The organism is Candidatus Nomurabacteria bacterium, from assembly GCA_016699085.1.
Lineage (GTDB): Bacteria > Patescibacteriota > Minisyncoccia > Phycocordibacterales > UBA9973 > CAZLWF01.
Genome location: CP064958.1, coordinates 691,334 through 709,028 on the forward strand (window position 1 = coordinate 691,334; position 17,695 = coordinate 709,028).

At 38.1% G+C, this 17,695-nt stretch carries 19 protein-coding genes; 10 read left to right on the top strand and 9 right to left on the bottom strand.

The window, feature by feature from the left end:
- Window positions 1-66: 66 nt before the first annotated feature.
- Genes IPF86_03780 through IPF86_03815 form a run of 8 tightly spaced genes read left to right on the top strand, consistent with a single transcriptional unit; the run spans window position 67 to window position 8,512 of the window.
- Complete coding sequence (locus IPF86_03780) at window positions 67-837, top strand: segregation/condensation protein A (protein QQR50171.1); 771 nt, start codon at window positions 67-69, stop codon at window positions 835-837.
- Complete coding sequence (locus IPF86_03785) at window positions 824-1,387, top strand: SMC-Scp complex subunit ScpB (GenBank protein ID QQR50172.1); 564 nt, start codon at window positions 824-826, stop codon at window positions 1,385-1,387. The genes IPF86_03780 and IPF86_03785 overlap by 14 nt, the downstream gene beginning before the upstream one ends.
- Entirely contained in the window at window positions 1,384-2,328 is a 945-nt protein-coding gene (locus tag IPF86_03790) for a D-alanyl-D-alanine carboxypeptidase (protein QQR50173.1), read from the top strand. The genes IPF86_03785 and IPF86_03790 overlap by 4 nt, the downstream gene beginning before the upstream one ends.
- A 31-nt stretch (window positions 2,329-2,359) precedes the next feature.
- Window positions 2,360-3,421, top strand: a complete 1,062-nt coding sequence (locus IPF86_03795) for a hypothetical protein (GenBank protein QQR50174.1) — start codon at window positions 2,360-2,362, stop codon at window positions 3,419-3,421.
- 2 nt (window positions 3,422-3,423) lie between these two features.
- On the top strand, window positions 3,424-4,545 hold the full coding sequence (gene ftsW, locus IPF86_03800) for a putative lipid II flippase FtsW (protein ID QQR50175.1): 1,122 nt from the start codon (window positions 3,424-3,426) through the stop codon (window positions 4,543-4,545).
- Between the two features lie 8 nt (window positions 4,546-4,553).
- On the top strand, window positions 4,554-5,681 hold the full coding sequence (locus IPF86_03805; GenBank protein QQR50176.1) for a UDP-N-acetylglucosamine--N-acetylmuramyl-(pentapeptide) pyrophosphoryl-undecaprenol N-acetylglucosamine transferase: 1,128 nt from the start codon (window positions 4,554-4,556) through the stop codon (window positions 5,679-5,681).
- Between the two features lie 32 nt (window positions 5,682-5,713).
- A complete protein-coding gene (locus IPF86_03810) occupies window positions 5,714-7,171 on the top strand; it encodes a glutamate--tRNA ligase (GenBank protein QQR50177.1) in 1,458 nt (485 codons plus the stop codon).
- Between the two features lie 15 nt (window positions 7,172-7,186).
- Window positions 7,187-8,512, top strand: coding sequence for a peptidoglycan DD-metalloendopeptidase family protein (locus IPF86_03815; protein ID QQR50178.1), 1,326 nt, complete (start codon window positions 7,187-7,189; stop codon window positions 8,510-8,512).
- Window positions 8,513-8,739: 227 nt separating this feature from the next.
- Here IPF86_03815 and IPF86_03820 read toward each other — a convergent pair whose 3' ends face one another.
- Genes IPF86_03820 through IPF86_03830 form a run of 3 tightly spaced genes read right to left on the bottom strand, consistent with a single transcriptional unit; the run spans window position 8,740 to window position 11,874 of the window.
- Window positions 8,740-9,582 carry a hypothetical protein gene (locus tag IPF86_03820; GenBank protein ID QQR50179.1) on the bottom strand — a complete coding sequence of 281 codons (843 nt, stop codon included), beginning with the start codon at window positions 9,580-9,582 and terminating at the stop codon, window positions 8,740-8,742.
- Window positions 9,583-9,586: 4 nt separating this feature from the next.
- A complete protein-coding gene (gene glmS, locus IPF86_03825; protein ID QQR50180.1) occupies window positions 9,587-11,473 on the bottom strand; it encodes a glutamine--fructose-6-phosphate transaminase (isomerizing) in 1,887 nt (628 codons plus the stop codon).
- Window positions 11,474-11,487: 14 nt separating this feature from the next.
- Window positions 11,488-11,874, bottom strand: a complete 387-nt coding sequence (locus IPF86_03830) for a hypothetical protein (protein ID QQR50181.1) — start codon at window positions 11,872-11,874, stop codon at window positions 11,488-11,490.
- 51 nt (window positions 11,875-11,925) lie between these two features.
- Here IPF86_03830 and rpmA point away from each other — a divergent pair, with 51 nt between their 5' ends.
- Window positions 11,926-12,198, top strand: a complete 273-nt coding sequence (rpmA, locus tag IPF86_03835; protein ID QQR50182.1) for a 50S ribosomal protein L27 — start codon at window positions 11,926-11,928, stop codon at window positions 12,196-12,198.
- Window positions 12,199-12,227: 29 nt separating this feature from the next.
- Here the strand turns inward: rpmA and rplI are convergent, their stop codons facing one another.
- The 6 genes from rplI to IPF86_03865 form a co-directional block, all read right to left on the bottom strand.
- Window positions 12,228-12,677 (bottom strand): 50S ribosomal protein L9, encoded by a 450-nt coding sequence (rplI, locus tag IPF86_03840; GenBank protein QQR50183.1) that lies wholly within the window; start codon window positions 12,675-12,677, stop codon window positions 12,228-12,230.
- 6 nt (window positions 12,678-12,683) lie between these two features.
- The gene (locus tag IPF86_03845) at window positions 12,684-13,898 is read right to left on the bottom strand and encodes a S41 family peptidase (protein ID QQR50184.1); all 1,215 of its coding nucleotides are present in this window, start codon (window positions 13,896-13,898) and stop codon (window positions 12,684-12,686) included.
- A gap of 9 nt (window positions 13,899-13,907) precedes the next feature.
- Complete coding sequence (locus IPF86_03850; GenBank protein ID QQR50185.1) at window positions 13,908-15,116, bottom strand: hypothetical protein; 1,209 nt, start codon at window positions 15,114-15,116, stop codon at window positions 13,908-13,910.
- Between the two features lie 6 nt (window positions 15,117-15,122).
- Window positions 15,123-15,329 carry a hypothetical protein gene (locus IPF86_03855; protein ID QQR50186.1) on the bottom strand — a complete coding sequence of 69 codons (207 nt, stop codon included), beginning with the start codon at window positions 15,327-15,329 and terminating at the stop codon, window positions 15,123-15,125.
- Window positions 15,330-15,374: 45 nt separating this feature from the next.
- Window positions 15,375-16,058, bottom strand: a complete 684-nt coding sequence (rsmI, locus tag IPF86_03860) for a 16S rRNA (cytidine(1402)-2'-O)-methyltransferase (protein QQR50187.1) — start codon at window positions 16,056-16,058, stop codon at window positions 15,375-15,377.
- A 236-nt stretch (window positions 16,059-16,294) separates the two neighbouring features.
- A complete protein-coding gene (locus IPF86_03865; GenBank protein QQR50188.1) occupies window positions 16,295-17,176 on the bottom strand; it encodes a rhodanese-related sulfurtransferase in 882 nt (293 codons plus the stop codon).
- Window positions 17,177-17,255: 79 nt separating this feature from the next.
- On the opposite strand from IPF86_03865, the gene IPF86_03870 reads away from it, so the two are divergent.
- Window positions 17,256-17,693 carry a hypothetical protein gene (locus IPF86_03870; GenBank protein QQR50189.1) on the top strand — a complete coding sequence of 146 codons (438 nt, stop codon included), beginning with the start codon at window positions 17,256-17,258 and terminating at the stop codon, window positions 17,691-17,693.
- Window positions 17,694-17,695 lie beyond the last annotated feature (2 nt).

Consider the following 17,695-nt stretch of genomic DNA (forward strand, 5'->3'; position numbering starts at 1 on the left):
CGACATTTGGTCGCTGTTTTTTGCTGTTTTATTAAATTACTTTTTAAGGTAAACTAGTATGTACTTATGAACACCACAGAAGCAATTGACTCATACACCGTCACGACCGGCACTTTCTCTGGTCCTTTTGAACTTCTGCTTGAACTTATTGAAAGTCATAAACTTTTCATAAATGAAATTTCACTAGCTGAGGTTACTAATGAATATGTTAATTATCTTAAAACAGAAAAGGGCCTCGACATGCAAATAGCAACCAACTTTATTTTAATTGCTGCGACGCTTATTCTTATCAAATCCCGTTCACTACTACCAAATCTTAAACTTACCGAGGAGGAATCAGAAAGTATTACTAGTCTTGAAGCAAGACTGAAACTGTATCAAATCATCAAAGACATTAGTCCATATATACAGGAGAAATTTGGCAAGCAAATTATTTTCTCAGCCCCACCTGGAGCAAATGAACACGTTGTCTTTAGTCCTCATGTCAAAATTACAAAAACTGCACTCGAGCAAGCTATGCAAGATGTACTCCGCGCTTTACCCAAGAAGGAAATCCTCCCTGAGGTGACTGTCCGCAAGGTTATGAATATAGAGGAGCTGATTGATTCATTGACTCTCCGAATGACGCAGGCTGTCAATATAAGCTTTAAGTCTTTTACGAACGAATACAAAACTGAAGACAGCAAAGAGGCTAAAATGTTTACTATTGTCACGTTTTTAGCTATGCTTGAGCTTGTTCGATCAGGCCTCATTGATGTACTGCAAAGCGACTTGTTTGACGATATGACCATAACAAAAGATATGCCCCAACAATCACAACAATATGGAAATAACTGAATTAGTACAAAAAATTGAAGCTCTCCTTTTTATCAAAGGCCAAACACTTTCATTGGGTGAACTAGTTACATTAACTCGTGAACCAAAAAGTAAAATAGCAGAAGCATGTAGTATGCTCCAAGAAAAACATAGAGCTGATGGTATTGTTGTTATTTTTAACAACGAAGAAATTGCCTTAGGAACTAATCCTTTACTTGCATCATTTCTTGATCAAATTCGAAAAGAAGAACTCGAAAAGGAGCTAAGTAAAGCAAGTGTTGAGACGCTGGCAATAATTTTGTATAAAAAAAATGTTACCCGTGCAGAAATTGATTATATTAGAGGTGTGAATTCAAGTTTTATTTTGCGAGCATTGCTTATCCGCGGACTTATTGAGAAGGAAAGCCATCCAGAAGATTCCAGAAAATTTATGTATACGCCATCGCTTGATCTTATGCGATTTTTGGGCATAACATCACTTGAAGAGCTGTCAGATAAGGCAAGCGTTGAAGCATCGTTGCAGACATTTGTGCAAAATAGTGCTCAGGAAATTGAACAAGAAAGTGTATGACATCACATATAACATCACAAACTACAAAGCCGCAAGTCTATCTTGCCCTTATCGGGGCAGTTTTTCTTACTGGGTTATATTATGAGCAAGTATCTGTTAATAACTATTTCTTTGATCAAGAACAGAAAGCCCTGCAAACCCAAGTAGAAAACCAGACTAAAATAAGCACTTCTATCTCAGTTGTTGCAAAAGCATATTATGTTTACGATGCAACGACAGATAAAGTTTTATTCCAGAAAAATGCAAAAGCTCCGCTTGCACTTGCTTCATTAGTAAAAGTTATGACTGCCTTAGTAGCTGAAAACCACTTAGACCAAAACGAAGATATATATCTTTCGCCATATGCATTGCAATCGGTTGGTGACACAGGTCTCCTTGAAGGTGACCACTGGGAATTAAATTCATTATTGCCATTTGCACTTGTCTCATCATCAAATGATGCCATTCAAGCTATAGCAGAAGCAATAGAGGTCAAACATACTACAAGTATTATAAGCCTCATGAATCGTGAGGCGGCACAACGCGGATTAACATCAATGCAGTTTTTTAATTCTACTGGATTAGATATAACAGATCAAATAAATGGGGGATATGGTAGTGCAGAAGATATTGCAAAACTTTTTGGACATACAATTTTGACCTACCCGTTATTATATGAACAAACAAAAGTTCCAAGTGCTATCTTTTATTCTACAAGCCAAAAGCCATACAGTGCACAAAATACAAATCAGATGGTAGACTCTTTTAGCTCAATCATTGCATCAAAAACTGGCTATACAACATTGGCTGGGGGGAATCTACTAATCGCCCGAAAAATGCCAAATGAGCATATAATTATTTTTGCATTACTAGGATCAACCTATGTAGACAGGTTTACTGACATGCTTGCTTTGTCGCGCAAGGCAGATATTTATGCAATGACTACACCCGAAGCCCTTTAAGCTAGGCTTGCTTCGTTGTATACTCAAGTGTATGGATTTAAGTCTTATCAAATTATTTCTACCGACTGCACTGACATTCTTAGTCGGTATCGCCATGACACCTACTGTGGTGAGATTTTCTATAAAGCATAAATTGTGGAAGCGCTACGCACGCAAAGATGAAACAAAAAATCCCGACAAAATGTCACCTGTCTTCCAAGCTATCCACAATAGCGATGATGAACTTCGAACATCTCGGATAGGTGGTGTTATTATTTGGCTCTCAACACTTACAGTAGCTTGTGCTATGTGGCTTCTCACTATTTTTTTTCCAAGCCCAGTTATTGAAAAGTTAAACTTTATCAGTCGTGATCAAACCCTCATATTATTAGTTGGATTATTTTTTGCTTCGCTCATAGGCCTCGTTGATGATGCACTTTGCATTTATGCACATGAAGGTAAGTTTAGTAACGGTTTCCCGCGAATTTACATGATTGTGATGGTAGTCATGATTGGCCTCGTAGGTGGCACCTGGTTCTATGAAAAACTTGGAGCGTCACTTGTCCACATACCTTTCGATGGTTCAATAGCACTAGGCATACTTTTTATACCTTTCTTCATGCTCGTGCTATTCGGAGTATTCTCAAGTGGGGTTATCGATGGTATTGATGGCCTTGCTGGTGGTGTGATGGCAACTATTTTTGCAGCATACGCTACTATTGCTTTTTTCCAAAATCAAATTAATGTGGCTGTATTTTGTGGAGTAATTACTGGAGCACTTCTTGCATTTCTTTGGTTCAATATCCCGCCTGCCAGGTTTTATTTAGGAGAATCTGGAATGTTGGGGCTTACTGTATCGCTAACACTGGTGGCATTTTTAACAAATACAGTTCTTATTTTACCAATTATTGCGTTACCATTAACACTAACTGCACTTTCTTCAGCTATCCAGATTATTTCAAAGAAGTTTTTCCACTATAAAGTATTCAGAGTCGCACCGCTGCATCATCATTTTCAAAGTTTGGGCTGGCCGAGAGAAAAAGTCACCATGCGGTATTGGGTTATCTCAGTTATTTTTGCAATTATTGGAATTGTGCTTTCATTGATCAGTTAAGTATGACTACAAAAATCAAACCGTTTGATAAGACATTCTTCTGGATTGTTGTTACCTTAACTGGCGTAGGAATCTTGACGTTTGTTTCGGCATCACTAGGTATACTTGCAAAAAGTGAGACTAAATTTTACGGTGTTATATTTAATCAACTTGTACTTGGTCTCTGTGGTGGGGCGCTTGCGTTGTATCTAACCTCTAGAATTAATTATCTGTTCTGGCGTAAATACGCTTTTTATTTTTTTCTAGCGTCTATAGGTCTTACCTTGCTTGTATTTGTCCCACAAATCGGGTTTACGCATGGCGGAGCATCACGGTGGGTAAACCTTGGTCCGATTTCATTTCAGCCTGTAGAATTTCTCAAGGTTGGGTTTATTCTGTATTTTGCAGCCTATATGTCCTGGCTAAAAAGTAAAGCAACAGATTATAAGTACAGTATTATTCCACTGCTTGCTTTGCTGCTACTTATTGCGGGTATTTTATTGGCTCAGCCAGATACAAAAAGTTTATTACTCATTATTGTAACGGGCGGAGCAATGCTTTTCGTATCTGGAGTGCCACTTAAATATATTTTTGGACTTTTGGGAATCGCAGCTGCAGGATTGCTTATATTGGCATTTTTTACTCCATACCTGACAAGCCGTATTGATACTTTTATTCACCCAGATAAAGATAGCTCAGGATCATCATATCAACTACAACAATCCCTAATCGCAATAGGCTCGGGTGGCACATTTGGACGAGGCCTTGGGCAAAGCATTCAAAAATTTAGTTATTTGCCAGAGCCTCAAGGTGACTCTATATTTGCTGTTATAGGTGAAGAATTTGGCTTTATCGGCTGTAGTATACTACTCGTGCTTTATACAGCGTTTGTACTTAGGGGACTTAGAATTGCAAACCATGCCCCCGATGGCTTTAGTAGACTTTTTATTGTTGGAATTGTTATACTTTTAGGCGCGCAATCGCTTTTAAACATTGCATCTATTATAGGTTTATTTCCATTGACTGGTGTGCCATTAGTTTTCGTAAGCCATGGAGGTACGTCACTTATGATCTCACTTGCAGCAATGGGGGTTATACTCAACATGTCACGTTACCAGAAAGCAAATAACGGAATGCATAAATAAATATCACTATGAAAATATTATTCACCGGAGGAGGAACAGGAGGACACTTTTACCCAATTATTGCTATTGCAGAAAATATACAAAGGGTTGTTCAAGATGAAAAAATTCTTAAAGTTGAACTGTTCTATATGTCGACTGAGCCGTATGATAAAGCTGCATTATATGAAAACAGTATAACTTTTATACCTGTCACTGCTGGCAAACTACGCATTTACCCATCAATAAAAAATTTCATAGATATAGGTAAAACAATATTTGGCTGTTTGGAAGCAACTCTGAAGGTGTTTGCATTATATCCAGACGTAGTTGTAGGGAAGGGAGGTTACGCAAGTTTCCCGGCACTTTTTGCAGCGAGACTTTTGAGAATACCAGTAATCATCCACGAATCAGATTCAGCTCCTGGGCGAGTAAATAGTTGGGCAGCAAAATTTGCAAAACGTATAGCCATATCATTTGAAGAAGCTAGTGATTATTTTCCAAAAACAAAAACGGCCTGGACTGGACAGCCAATACGAAGAGATATCACCCAGGCCGCACGCGATGGTGCATTCGAATACCTCAAATTTAATTCGACCATACCAGTGTTATTTATTCTAGGAGGATCACAAGGCGCACAAAAAATTAATAACGCAATCATTGATGCATTACCTACATTGGTTGCCAAGTATCAAATTATCCACCAGGTTGGGGTAAAAAATCTTAAAGATGTATCCGAAACAGCCCAAGTAGTACTTGCAGGAAATACCAACAAGGATCGTTATAAGCCAGTTGGATTTCTTAATCCGCTTGGTATGAAAATGAGTTCAGGGGCAGCAACACTCGTTATTTCTCGTGCAGGTTCAACGATATTTGAAATTGCATCTTGGAACGTACCTTCGATTATTATTCCATTTGATAAATCAAATGGCGACCATGCTAGAAAAAACGCGTATACCTACGCGAGAGCAGGCTGTGGCGAAGTTATCGAAGAAAACAATTTAACCCCAAACATACTCGTATCTGAAATAGAAAATATTTTAAGTAACCCAAGCAAAGTTGCTGCAATGAAAAAGGCTACGCAAGATTTTGCACGGCCTGATGCGGGACGGGTGATTGCCAAGGAAATTCTTGATTTAGCTTTAGAACATGTAAAGTAGAGAAATGAGCTGCATTCTGGTAAAATATAGGGATGTCAGAAGAAAAAGTTATTACTCGTTTTGCGCCCTCACCAACAGGCTATATGCATATTGGCGGTATTCGCACTGCAATATATGCATGGCTTTGGGCGCGGAAAAATAATGGGGTTTTTATATTACGAAGTGAAGATACAGATAAAAAAAGAGAAGTAGAAAATTCATTTGACCATATAATCGAATCCCTGAAATGGCTTGGTATTACTTGGGATGAAGGTCCCGATATAGGTGGACCTCACGGACCATACACCCAATCACAAAAATTAGATACATATAGAAAGTATGCCCAAATACTTATAGACAAAGATTTAGCATATACTGACCCTTATACTGAAGTAGAAGTCGAGGAATTTCGCAAAGAAGCAGAAAGTAAAAAGCAACCATTTCTTTTTAGAGATCACCGGCCACAGAATCCTCCGATATGGGACGGAAGTAGGCCACTTCGCTTCAAAGTAACTAACATTAAATCTTATGAGTGGCACGATCTTGCTCGGGGCACCTTGAGTGCAGGGCCAGAAGCACTTGATGATTTTATTTTAATTAAGAGTGATGGTTACCCGACATATAATTTCGCCCATATTATAGATGATTTAGAAATGGGGGTAACCCATATTATGCGCGCAGATGAATTTATTGCATCAACACCAAAATTCCTCTCACTCTATGATGCTCTTGAAATCAAACGTCCGGCATTTGTAACGTTACCACCTATTCTTGGGCCAGATGGTAAAAAAAAACTCAGCAAACGAGATGGCGCCAAAGATATACTAGATTACCGAAATGAAGGGTATTTACCTGAAGCAATGATTAACTTTCTTGCGTTTTTGGGCTGGAATCCAGGAGATGAGCGAGAAATATTCACTAAGGAAGAACTTACCCAAGCATTTGATGTTACTAAAATTCAAAAATCAGGGGCAAAAGTAAACCAAGAAAAACTTGATTGGATAAATAGGGAACACATACTCAAATTAAACGGTAAGGAATTTATCGCATACGCTAAAAAATATTTACCAGACTCTATTAGTAAACTAGCTACATTTTCTGAAAATATATTTAACCGTATGATACCAATACTTCGTGAACGTATTAATAAGTTCTCTGATATTATTGATATGGGAAATAGGGGAGAGTTAACATATTTTTTCAATAAACCTGACGTCAATACCTTGGGGCTTACATACAAGGACACGCCGTCTGAAGTTACAAAAGCTAATTTAGAAAATGTCTTTGGTGTTTTGTCAAATATACCTGAAGGGGACTTCACGAAAGAAACAATAAAAGATTCAATTATGCAGGCACTTGACTCTAAGGATAGGGGCGCGACACTGCATCCTATGCGATTTGCATTATCCGGACTCGATAAATCCCCCGACCCATTTATACTTGCTGATATACTTGGTAAATCTGAAACTTTGGAAAGACTTTCTATTGCTATAACTATGCTTGCAACATAAACCCACACCTTTTCTATGAATAAACACACGACAACATTACTCGCCACTGGTTTGATACTAACTATTACACTAGTGCCATTTTGTGCATTACAAAAAAATGTACAGGCAGACACAGCAAGTGATTTGTCCCAAAAAATTTCTGAAAAAAATAACCAGATCGAGCAATTAGAGCAAGAGATTAAGCAGTATCAAACTGAATTGAATGTTATTGGTAAAAATGCACAGACACTTAAAAGTTCATTGAATGAGTTAGATATCTCACATAAAAAATTGGAAGCAGAAGTCAAAGTTACACAATCAAAAATTACGACGACTAATCTACACATCCAAGAGCTAGAGCTTCAGATTGGCGACAAAAATCAAACGATTGATAATAACCAACAATCAATAGCAAAAGGTATTGCAATTATAAATGAGTCAGAAAACAATCCATTTATCTTTAGCATTCTTACGAGAAGCGCAATAACAGAATCGTTAGGTGATATTGAAAATATTAAAAGTGTACAAAGACGAATTCGTGAAAATATATCCGAAGTTACTGTCGTCAAAACTGGATTAGAAGGTAGTAGATCTGACGCAATTAAGGCAAAGTCACTTCTTGTTGAACTACAAAGTGAGCTTGGCGATCAACAAAAAATTCTAAGCCAAAATATAGTTGCTAAAAACAAACTACTTGGAGAGACCAAAGATAAAGAGTCAAACTACAAAAAAATTGTTGCCCAAAAAACTGCATTAAAAAATGCATTCGGGAATGAACTTAGAGATTATGAAGCCCAATTAAAATTCGTACTAGATCCAAGTAGTTTACCAAAAGTAGGTTCAGGTGCGCTTAATTGGCCATTGCAATCTGTATATATTACACAGTTATTTGGCAAAACAGTTGCCGCAAAGCGTTTATATACAAGTGGTAGCCATAGTGGCATTGATTTTAGAGCAAGCACAGGCACACCAGTCATGGCCATGGCATCAGGTACGGTCTTGGGCTTTGGTGATACAGATGAAGCATGTAAAGGAGCATCATTCGGCAAATGGGTATATATCAAATATGACAATGGATTAGGCTCTGTATATGGCCATTTATCGCTTATAAAGGCTTCAACAGGACAAAGAGTAGCTCCTGGTGATATCGTCGCGTATAGCGGCTTTACAGGCCATGCAACTGGGCCACATCTACATGTCGGACTCTACGCAGCTGAAGCAGTAGAAATAAGCAACAAAGAAAGCATTGCGTGCAAAGGAAAGATGCTGTATCAGCCACGTGCGGCACTAAATGCATATCTTGACCCAATACTTTACATGCCAAAATATACAGCAGATATGCTTAAGCCTGATATGTATTAAAAAATCCCAGCCGTAAATGTAGCTGGGAAGATTCCTAAGTTTTGCTTCTATCTGCTGGTACAAAAATGAAGGTCCAAGCTATATGCATTAAATAGCTTTTTTGCAGCAGCGCGTGGCAGGTAAGAACCTTTCATTAATCTAGTATACATAGATATAAATGCAAGGTATATGTCGTAAAAGATATATTGTGCGACATATAGATATTTATTCCCTCTACTAATATAAGACTACATAATACAGCTATTAAACTTCCGCACGTCACTATTATATTTTTCCAATTCAATTTTTACCTGAGCAACGAGAGCGTTATATTCAGTTACCTTTTTATTATAGTTTTCTACAGCTGGCCAATACTGAATACTGTTTTGATTCATACTTGCTATACTTCCCTTTTCATTGTCTAATTCAATTACGAGCATTGCAATCGTAGCTTCTTCGGATTCAATTTTTTCCTTAAGTGCTGGATCAGCTGATGGACAAAGTGCAAGTGGCTTGCCAAAATGCTGTACAAGTACCCATACCATACTGTCTTGATAGGCACCTTTTGCCACACCAACGCCAATATTAGTATATGTATCATTTAAAATATTTGCTCGGTGGCCTGGTGAATTCATCCAGGCAGTAACTACATCCTCATCATTTTTGAAAGTACTTCCGAGTGCTAAATTTTCACCAATAACCGTATACGCATATCCAACTTCTGTCGCTAGATCGCTTACTCCTTTGCCATCTGGAGATTCGTGTTCAAAATATTGTTTAGCGAGCATATCTGCTACTTTTATTTGAGCTGAAACATCTAACTTACTATCCTCAACAAGTATGCTTAGTCCATTGTCCAAGCGAGCTTTATTAGTTGCTGTAATAATGCCTGCTTGCGACAGGACGGCATTATTTGCTGAACTTAATTCAAGATTAAGAAAAGGCAAATAAATTGTTGCAAAATTTTCGATTGGCAACAAAAGATTAAATTTTGATTGGTTACTAGTTTTTAATGCGAGACCATAAGAAGTAATGATAACCGAACAAACACTAATGACGAGTACCAGGAACAAAAATTTAAATAGGCGCATGATTTTATTGAACCGTAACGGACTTTGCCAGATGCCGTGGCTTGTCGATGTTCCGATTAAGCTGAAGAGCTGAATAATATGCAAATAATTGCAGTACGAGTACCTCAAGTAGAGGATACAGGAGCGGGTCTTCGAGATGTGGGATTGTTATAATGTCGTTAGCACATTTTAAACTTACGTCTTGTGCGGTTACAGCATCAGTAATAGCTATGATGTTTCCGCCTTTTGATTTAATTTGTTCAAGTGAAACTTTACTCAAATCAAAAAGTTTATCTTTTGGTAAAAGCACAATTGACACAGATTGATCATCTATAACTGCCATTGGACCGTGTTTTAGTTCACCGAGTGAATACGCGCCAACTTCTTTATATGTAAGTTCTTTAAATTTTAAAGCTCCTTCGCTCGCAATAGCCATGTGTACACCTCTACCGAGGAATTGAATTGTGCTTGCGTTCTTATATTTTTTCGCAATTGCTTGTATGTGTGAGGCTTGTAAAAGGACGGCAGCCATCTGATCAGGTATTTTTTCAAACGCAGTAAGAAACTTTGTAGCATCATAGGCAGCCATACCTCTAGAGCGTGCGAGTAGAATCGCCAGAAGATATGCAACCGTGCACTGCGCAGTAAATGCTTTTGATGATGCGACGCCGATTTCAGCACCTGCGCGTGTAAATACCCCTGCGTCAGTTTCATTTGCAATCGCACTGCCGACAACATTAACGATACCAAGCGTTGTGTATCCACGTTTTTGTATATCTTTTACAGACTCAAGTGTATCAGCAGTCTCACCCGACTGACTAATAGCAATCACAACAGTATCTTCTTTTGAATAATTAAATTTGCTGTAGCGAAATTCTGAAGCTACATGCGTTGTTACAGTAACCGGTGTCAAAGATTCTATAATTTCTTTAGCAACAAGCCCTGCATTGTATGCAGTGCCACACGCAACTATAGCGACATGTTTAATAGCATGCAATTGTTTTTCCATGTCTTTTAGTCCACCTAAAATAACCTCACCTTTTGTAAGATCAAATCGCCCTAACATAGTCATTCTAGTTGTAGAAGGCTGCTCATAGATTTCCTTGAGCATAAAGGTTGCATAGTCACCCTTACCGAGGTCTCCAATCGTCATGCCATCGATAAGCTGCTCTACTTTTTGAATATAGTTTCTTGCTTTATCATGATATTTAGTAATCTCATAAGATAAGCTTGCACCGTCGAGCACACCCATTTCACCATCCTCAAGAACGATATATCGATCAGTATATCGCAAGAGTGCATTTGGACTCGATGCAACCACGAACATTGCATCTGTTTTGCCAATAGTCAGAGGACTTCCATTTTTAACTACATAAAGTTTATGAGGATCATCTTTGTTTATAATCACGAGCCCAAAACCACCATCTAGCTTTTGTGCCACACACTTGACTGCGTCATGCATTGTGACACCTCCTTTAAGTTCCTGTTCAATTAGATGTGGAATAATTTCCGAATCTGTTTCTGAAACAAATATATGCCCCAAAGCGAGCAACTGCTCTTTTAATATTTCATAATTTAAAATTGTGCCATTATGGACAACAGCTATGTTGTGGTCACAGTCAAAATGCGGATGTGCATTTTGAATTGATGGCTTGCCATGTGTTGCCCATCTCGTGTGACCAATGCCTACTGTACTTGTGATATTTTTAGTGCCAAATTCACCCTCGATGACTTCCTTGTTAAAATGTTCACTCGGTGCACCTAAACATTTGGTTGTTTTAAAAATACCATGATCAACAATCGCAATGCCCGAGCTATCATAACCACGATACTCCAAATCACCGAGCGATGTAATCAAAAGCGGTAACAACTGTTTTTCTTTTTGACTAACGAATCCAATAATGCCACACATACAATAAAAATTAATTATTCATAAGTACAAGTACTCGATTTAGTAAAACCAGCAAGCTCTGCTTCTTCCTGCGTTGCAAACCATACTTTATTCTCCTCGTTAATTCTCTTTGCGCTGCCACAGTTTGGCGGGTAATATTTTGTACCATTCCGAGATGCAACATACTCCCCTTGTCCTATGGTAGCAGGTGTTACATTAGGTGCAATGGAATCCGTAAATGTCTCAACTTGCCCAGTAATCACAACGCTTTTAGTTGTAAGCGATGCAGTATTTGATAATCTCCCAAACAGAAAACATGAACTTCCCACAACGGTTATAACAAGCACTAAAAGGACATTTTCTTGAAAATGCTTGTTTTCATATAAAACCTTGATTTTATCTCGTACTTCTTGTATACTCATGCTACCTATAGAAGTATAATATTTTTATTCAAAAAACACTAAAATAAGCATATGGCACATAGAAAAGCGGGTGGAACAGCCCATAACTTAAGAGATTCGAACCCAAAGTACTTAGGTACAAAAATTTACGACGGCGGCGCAGTTAAAGCAGGCGGTATTATTATTCGACAGCGTGGCACAAAAATCATGGCAGGCAATAATGTTAGCATCGGTAAAGATCACACTCTATTTGCTCTCCGAGAAGGTAAAGTAAAATTTGGGACAAAAAGAAAGACTAATTATGACGGCAAAGTAGTCACCAAACCCATTGTCCACGTACAATAAGCCACAAGAAAAAAACTAATCATTTATGATTAGTTTTTTTCTGCTACAATGACGACTTTAAGGTTTGCTTTTTCGCCAGAAATTTCTATTGGAAGGATATGACTGCCTGTGCTTTTAAGTGGCTTATCCAATTTTAATGCATCAGGAGATAATTGTATTCTATGTTGCCTGCCGAGCTCTTCCAGTATTTCACTGCCACTAATACCTTTAAAAAGATGACCTTGCTCATTGACTCGAGTAGATATAGTAACAACTTTATCTGTTAATTCACTAAGATTTTTCTTCAAAAGCGATAACTCAATATTTTTTTCAATTTGCGTCTGCTTTTCATGTAGTTCCCATGCGACTAATGCTTGCGGAGTTCCAATCTTTGCCAAACTTTTAGGCAATAGAAAATTCCTAGCATAGCCATCATTGACCTCTTTGACTTCACCTCGCTTGCCAATTTTTGGTACCGTTTGCAGTAAAATGACTTTCATGTGTTTTTACTTTGCTAATAATTCTTTTGCTGCATCTAATTGGGGATCTTTAGAAGCCTCAATATCTGCATCTGAAATTGACACGACCATGTCAGGTGTTAATCCTTGTTCCGAGATCGACACACCATTTGGAGTGTACCATTTGGCTACTGTAATTTTTAATTCTGTATCATTGGTTACAGGGATAACTTCTTGTACAGAACCTTTACCATAGGTTGTAGTTCCTACTAAAGTAGCGATTTTATATTCTTGCAATGCACCTGCAAGTATTTCTGATGCAGAAGCTGATCCTTCATCGACAAGTATGACAAACGGAAAATCCTTTTTAGTTAGTGTGTATCCTTGGCTTTTATATATTGTCTCTTTAGCAGCGTCAGTTGTTTTCTCAACAACGATGGTCCTGCCTTTTGGAATAAACCAGCTTGCAATTTGCACAGATGCATCTAGATAACCACCAGGATTACCCCGAAGATCAAGGATAAGTTTTGAGCTAGTTGATGCATCGAATGTCTTAATAGCCGCCTTGAATTCTCTGTCTGCATTTGCACCAAAGTTATAAAATGAAATCATAAAAATTCCACTACCAAGTTCTTTGGTATCTAAAGTAGGAATAGTTATATCTGCACGTACAATTTTAACATCTTTGGGATTAGTATTACCTTCAGAAAATATTGTAAGGTTAACTACTGTTCCTGCTTTACCTCGTATTAAGTCAATCGCTTCATCAACTGTTAGAGTGCTACTTTCTTTTCCATCTATTTTGAATATGGTATCCCCTGGCCGTAAACCTGCTTTTTCAGCAGGAGAATCCTTTAGTGGCGCAATAACTGTTAACACACCATTTTTAACACCGATTTCGATACCAATGCCGCTTATCTCACCGCTTATTGCCGCATCAAAGTTCTCAGTTTCAGTAGGATCCAGAAACACAGAGTAAGGATCATCAAGTGTTGCAACAAGCCCTTTAATTGCTCCCCAAATTCTTGTTTGGTCATCAACAGTTGCAGCATTGGGATGCTTTGCATCAATGAGATTCCAAACTTTCCAAAATGGAGCAAAATCTGCTGGGGTTGTATCGGCTGAATCGGCATTTGAAATATTTGGCGTCACTGCTTGCAATACATGTAACCTTGCATTGGTTAAAATGCCTAGAGCGAAAATTACTAATCCTACGAAGATCCCTATGACTATGTTTTGTGATTTTTTTGTAGAGCTTTGCATTATAGTTTATTATTCTGGTAACAAGGCACTTGCTGTGTACGTATTTGCCGGGTCCCACAGCATCCATGACGGTATCCCAGCATCCCCTGATGCTTTGATTTGGTCTTGCACCATTTGTGCGGTGTAATGCACAGGATAATCAAAATCCTGAAGCCATGGACGTAATTGTGCAACGGAAATTCTTGCCTTACTCTCTGCTGGCACTGTTGGATCTGCCATAAGTGCATTTACTCTTACAACTGCTCGGTCAAGAGAATATTTCACCACATCATATGCATGAGCATTGACGTCTGTGTAGCCGTTGAATCCTTTATAGTAATGTGACGGATAGACCATTGGGGCAACATAATCAAAATGTAGTAATGCGCTTTCAAATAATTGACCTATTCCCAAATCATCAGTATTGATGGTTGTCATACCAAAAACATCTCCTGAGATAGGAATACCCAGCGGATGGAAAGTTGTATCAAGGTATGCAAAGAAGCTCGTCACGACGTCTGACTTACTCTTCCCTTCACTTATGGGGAAATATATATCTTTCATATTACCATCAGCCGGGAAACGTATATAGTCAAAATTAATCTCATCAAAGCCTCGACTGTAGGCTTCTTTAGCGATGGTTGCATTATACTCCCATGCATTTTGCGAACCAGCATCTACCCAATGAATGCCTTTGTTATCAGTCCAATTTTTCGCTATGTCGCTCTTCTTTTTGACGGCTTCATTTGGATGTTTTTCTACATAATATTCATCTTGAAAAACTGCTACACGACCTATGATGTAAATATTTTTCTGATGCAGCTCTTCAATCAGAGCATCGATATCTCTGATACGATTTTCAACTGCACCAGTTGCAACGAGTACAGGATCATTTACTTTAAATGCAATACGGCCTGTATAATCCTTCACATCGAGTACGACCGCATTGATTTCCTTTTCATCTATGAGTGCTATAATTTTATTACGAAATGAAGTTGATCCACCAGCCCAGCTAGACATGTAAATTGCTTTGACTACTTCTGGGGTTCGTATATGACTAATGACTTTAGGCTTTGGTAAAGGTGGAGCCTCTGTATCAGTACTGACCACTTGTGCTACTAATTTCCCGGTATAATATTTGGCAGCAAAAACTTCAGGTACGACAAAATAAAGAAAAAGTCCGACAACGACCGGAGCTAGTAACATAAGTGGGTATGTAATCTGTTTTTTAAGTTTCATTTTTTCTTAACTAGTTTCTTCAATAATTTCTTTGACACTTCTCATGCTTGTGCTGCGTCGTCGCAATGACCGCTTGTAAAATATATACGCTATGAGTGCAATACCAAAGCCGGTAACAACAAACAGGATTTTACGTATAGTTATTGGAAAGCCTAAAAATGGCAGTGCTGCTACCCAAAGTCCTAATATAAAAAGTAATCGTTCGTATGACATGCGTATATTGTAATATGCTTGGAAGTATACTGCAAATTTTATTAATTACGAAATCCCTTCTAGGATAAGGACAAATTCCCCTCGTATATGGCCACTATTTTTTGTAAAGTACGTTGCAAGTTCATGAACACTGCCAGCTTTAATCTCTTCGAATTTCTTGGTTAATTCCCTGCCGATTACCATATGGCGTTTTGGAATAAGTGTTGTCAACTTTTCCAATGTTTTCGTCAGTCTATGCGGCGATTCATAAAAAACAGCAGTATGTTTGATGCCAATTATTTCCTTGAATAAAGTTTCTCGGCCTTTCTTGTGCGGCAGAAATCCATAAAACGTAAACGTAGCAGATGGTATACCAGATGCCGACAAGGCCGTAATACATGCAGACGCACCTGGTATCGGCACAATAGTTATATTGGGGTCATTCAGTTCACGCAGTTTCTTTACAAGCAATACTCCAGGATCTGATATGCAGGGTGTGCCAGCGTCTGTTACGAGTGCCATAGTTTTGCCACTTGCTAATTCTCTCATGAGAGCTTCATGTTTAGCGTCTGTAGTATTACTGTGGTAACTCTGTGTTGGAGTTTTGATGTCATACTTCATCAAAAGCGTCTTAGTCGTACGAGTGTCCTCGCATAATATAAGATCAACTTCCTTGAGTATCCGTAGTGCTCGAAGTGTTATATCTTCAAGGTTCCCGATCGGGGTGGCGACTATATAGAGTATTGCCATAATTTTTCAATTATACCATGTTTAGCTTATAAAATAAGGTGAAATTTCAGATTATTGACAAATATGTTTTAATATGATATACTATGTATACAAATAAATACATCTTATGAAGAAAAAGTTATTCATTCTGTGGCAGTTTTGGGATTTTGGCGAGAATACATAAGCCCCCACTGTAACCTACAGATTAAAGAGGCCTTAGAAACCTCTTCGCTGGGAACCGTCAATGGTTCCCTTTTTTATTTCATAATTAGTGATTCTTCACAGCTTGCACTACAGTAAGATTCAGTTGCTGATTGAGCACATCCTTCACAGCAAATAAAATGCTTGTGGCATGCGAGATTAGCACAGTTCACGTATCGTTCAGATTTCTCACCACAACGCTCACATATCCCTATAACGTTGTGTTTTTCTTTATCATTGAAGTGCATCGTGATTCGATTATCGAAGACATAGAGACTACCTTCGAAATGCTCCCCAGGATATTTCTCCATAAAGGATACTATGCCACCATCGAGTTGATAGACGTCCTTAAATCCTTCCCGTTTGAGATATCCTGACGCTTTTTCACAACGTACGCCACCAGTACAAACCGTCAGTACTGTTTTATTTTTCAAATTTGCAATTTCTTTTACATTCTCTTTGAGATCACGGAAATTCTCCATGCCTGGAAAAACCGTACCCTCAAATTTCCCCACCTTGAGTTCATAGTCATTGCGCATGTCGACGACATAGAATTCTTTGCCTTCGTCGTACCATTTCTTGAGCTCGTGTGGCGGTAAATGGGTACCCGTTATAACATTTGGATTGATATCGCCTTCTTCGCCTAAATGAAGCGATACGATCTCATCACGTACTTTGATTGATAGCCTCGGGAAAGCTTCGCCAGTACCTACACTTTTTTTCCAATGAATCTGTTTAAAACGCTTCCTAGATTGCATCCACGTAATATATTTTTCAATATTTTCTGTCATCCCTTCAAAAGTGCCATTGATGCCTTCAGACGCGATTATCATCCGTCCTTTTAGACCTAGCACTTCACACACAGCACGTTGTCGTGCCATTTCTTCGTCTGGGTTTTCTATGGGTAGGTATTTGTAGAATAGAATAATCGTATACATACGGTTACTATAGCTTTTTTGTTTACTTTTCTAAACTTGACAAAATAATTATTAAAATGCAGTATTAAGGAAACTTTGTATGGCATTACAACTGAAGAAGCCAATTCATCCTGACCTTTGGCTGGTCAGTACATATGTTGCACAGATTGAGCAATGGTCTAAAACAAACAACCTATTGCATGATGAGGTTAAGAGTAACAAAAAAATCCTCATTAAGGCTGTGCAGATTAGTAATGGTTATTGTTGCAATAGGCTCCCTAAAAAGAAAGAAGTTAAGGAAGTTTTAAAGGAATTATTAAAATTGATGCTATTTTGTACAATTCATTTTAAATTAAATGGCAAAACAATTGCAGATGCTACTGTTGAAAGATTGATTATAATTTTCAAAGCAATAGCAGAGACCAACACTCTTTTTTCTGGTCCTAAAGGATTTAGTTTGTTTATGTTCCTTTTGTATATAATCCTTGGGAATTTATTATTGAAAATAAGAAGCCCCGGCAATCCGGGTTTAGTTTAAAA

Coding starts and splice junctions, on each gene's coding strand:
- glmS (QQR50180.1), bottom strand. CDS start 11,473: ATGTGTGGCATTATTGGATTCGTTAGTCAAAAAGAAAAACAGTTGTTA.
- rpmA (QQR50182.1), top strand. CDS start 11,926: ATGGCACATAGAAAAGCGGGTGGAACAGCCCATAACTTAAGAGATTCG.
- IPF86_03810 (QQR50177.1), top strand. CDS start 5,714: ATGTCAGAAGAAAAAGTTATTACTCGTTTTGCGCCCTCACCAACAGGC.
- IPF86_03845 (QQR50184.1), bottom strand. CDS start 13,898: ATGCAAAGCTCTACAAAAAAATCACAAAACATAGTCATAGGGATCTTC.
- IPF86_03785 (QQR50172.1), top strand. CDS start 824: ATGGAAATAACTGAATTAGTACAAAAAATTGAAGCTCTCCTTTTTATC.
- IPF86_03805 (QQR50176.1), top strand. CDS start 4,554: ATGAAAATATTATTCACCGGAGGAGGAACAGGAGGACACTTTTACCCA.
- IPF86_03830 (QQR50181.1), bottom strand. CDS start 11,874: ATGAGTATACAAGAAGTACGAGATAAAATCAAGGTTTTATATGAAAAC.
- IPF86_03795 (QQR50174.1), top strand. CDS start 2,360: ATGGATTTAAGTCTTATCAAATTATTTCTACCGACTGCACTGACATTC.
- IPF86_03850 (QQR50185.1), bottom strand. CDS start 15,116: ATGAAACTTAAAAAACAGATTACATACCCACTTATGTTACTAGCTCCG.
- IPF86_03820 (QQR50179.1), bottom strand. CDS start 9,582: ATGCGCCTATTTAAATTTTTGTTCCTGGTACTCGTCATTAGTGTTTGT.
- IPF86_03815 (QQR50178.1), top strand. CDS start 7,187: ATGAATAAACACACGACAACATTACTCGCCACTGGTTTGATACTAACT.
- IPF86_03790 (QQR50173.1), top strand. CDS start 1,384: ATGACATCACATATAACATCACAAACTACAAAGCCGCAAGTCTATCTT.
- IPF86_03865 (QQR50188.1), bottom strand. CDS start 17,176: ATGTATACGATTATTCTATTCTACAAATACCTACCCATAGAAAACCCA.
- IPF86_03870 (QQR50189.1), top strand. CDS start 17,256: ATGGCATTACAACTGAAGAAGCCAATTCATCCTGACCTTTGGCTGGTC.
- IPF86_03855 (QQR50186.1), bottom strand. CDS start 15,329: ATGTCATACGAACGATTACTTTTTATATTAGGACTTTGGGTAGCAGCA.
- rsmI (QQR50187.1), bottom strand. CDS start 16,058: ATGGCAATACTCTATATAGTCGCCACCCCGATCGGGAACCTTGAAGAT.
- IPF86_03780 (QQR50171.1), top strand. CDS start 67: ATGAACACCACAGAAGCAATTGACTCATACACCGTCACGACCGGCACT.
- rplI (QQR50183.1), bottom strand. CDS start 12,677: ATGAAAGTCATTTTACTGCAAACGGTACCAAAAATTGGCAAGCGAGGT.
- ftsW (QQR50175.1), top strand. CDS start 3,424: ATGACTACAAAAATCAAACCGTTTGATAAGACATTCTTCTGGATTGTT.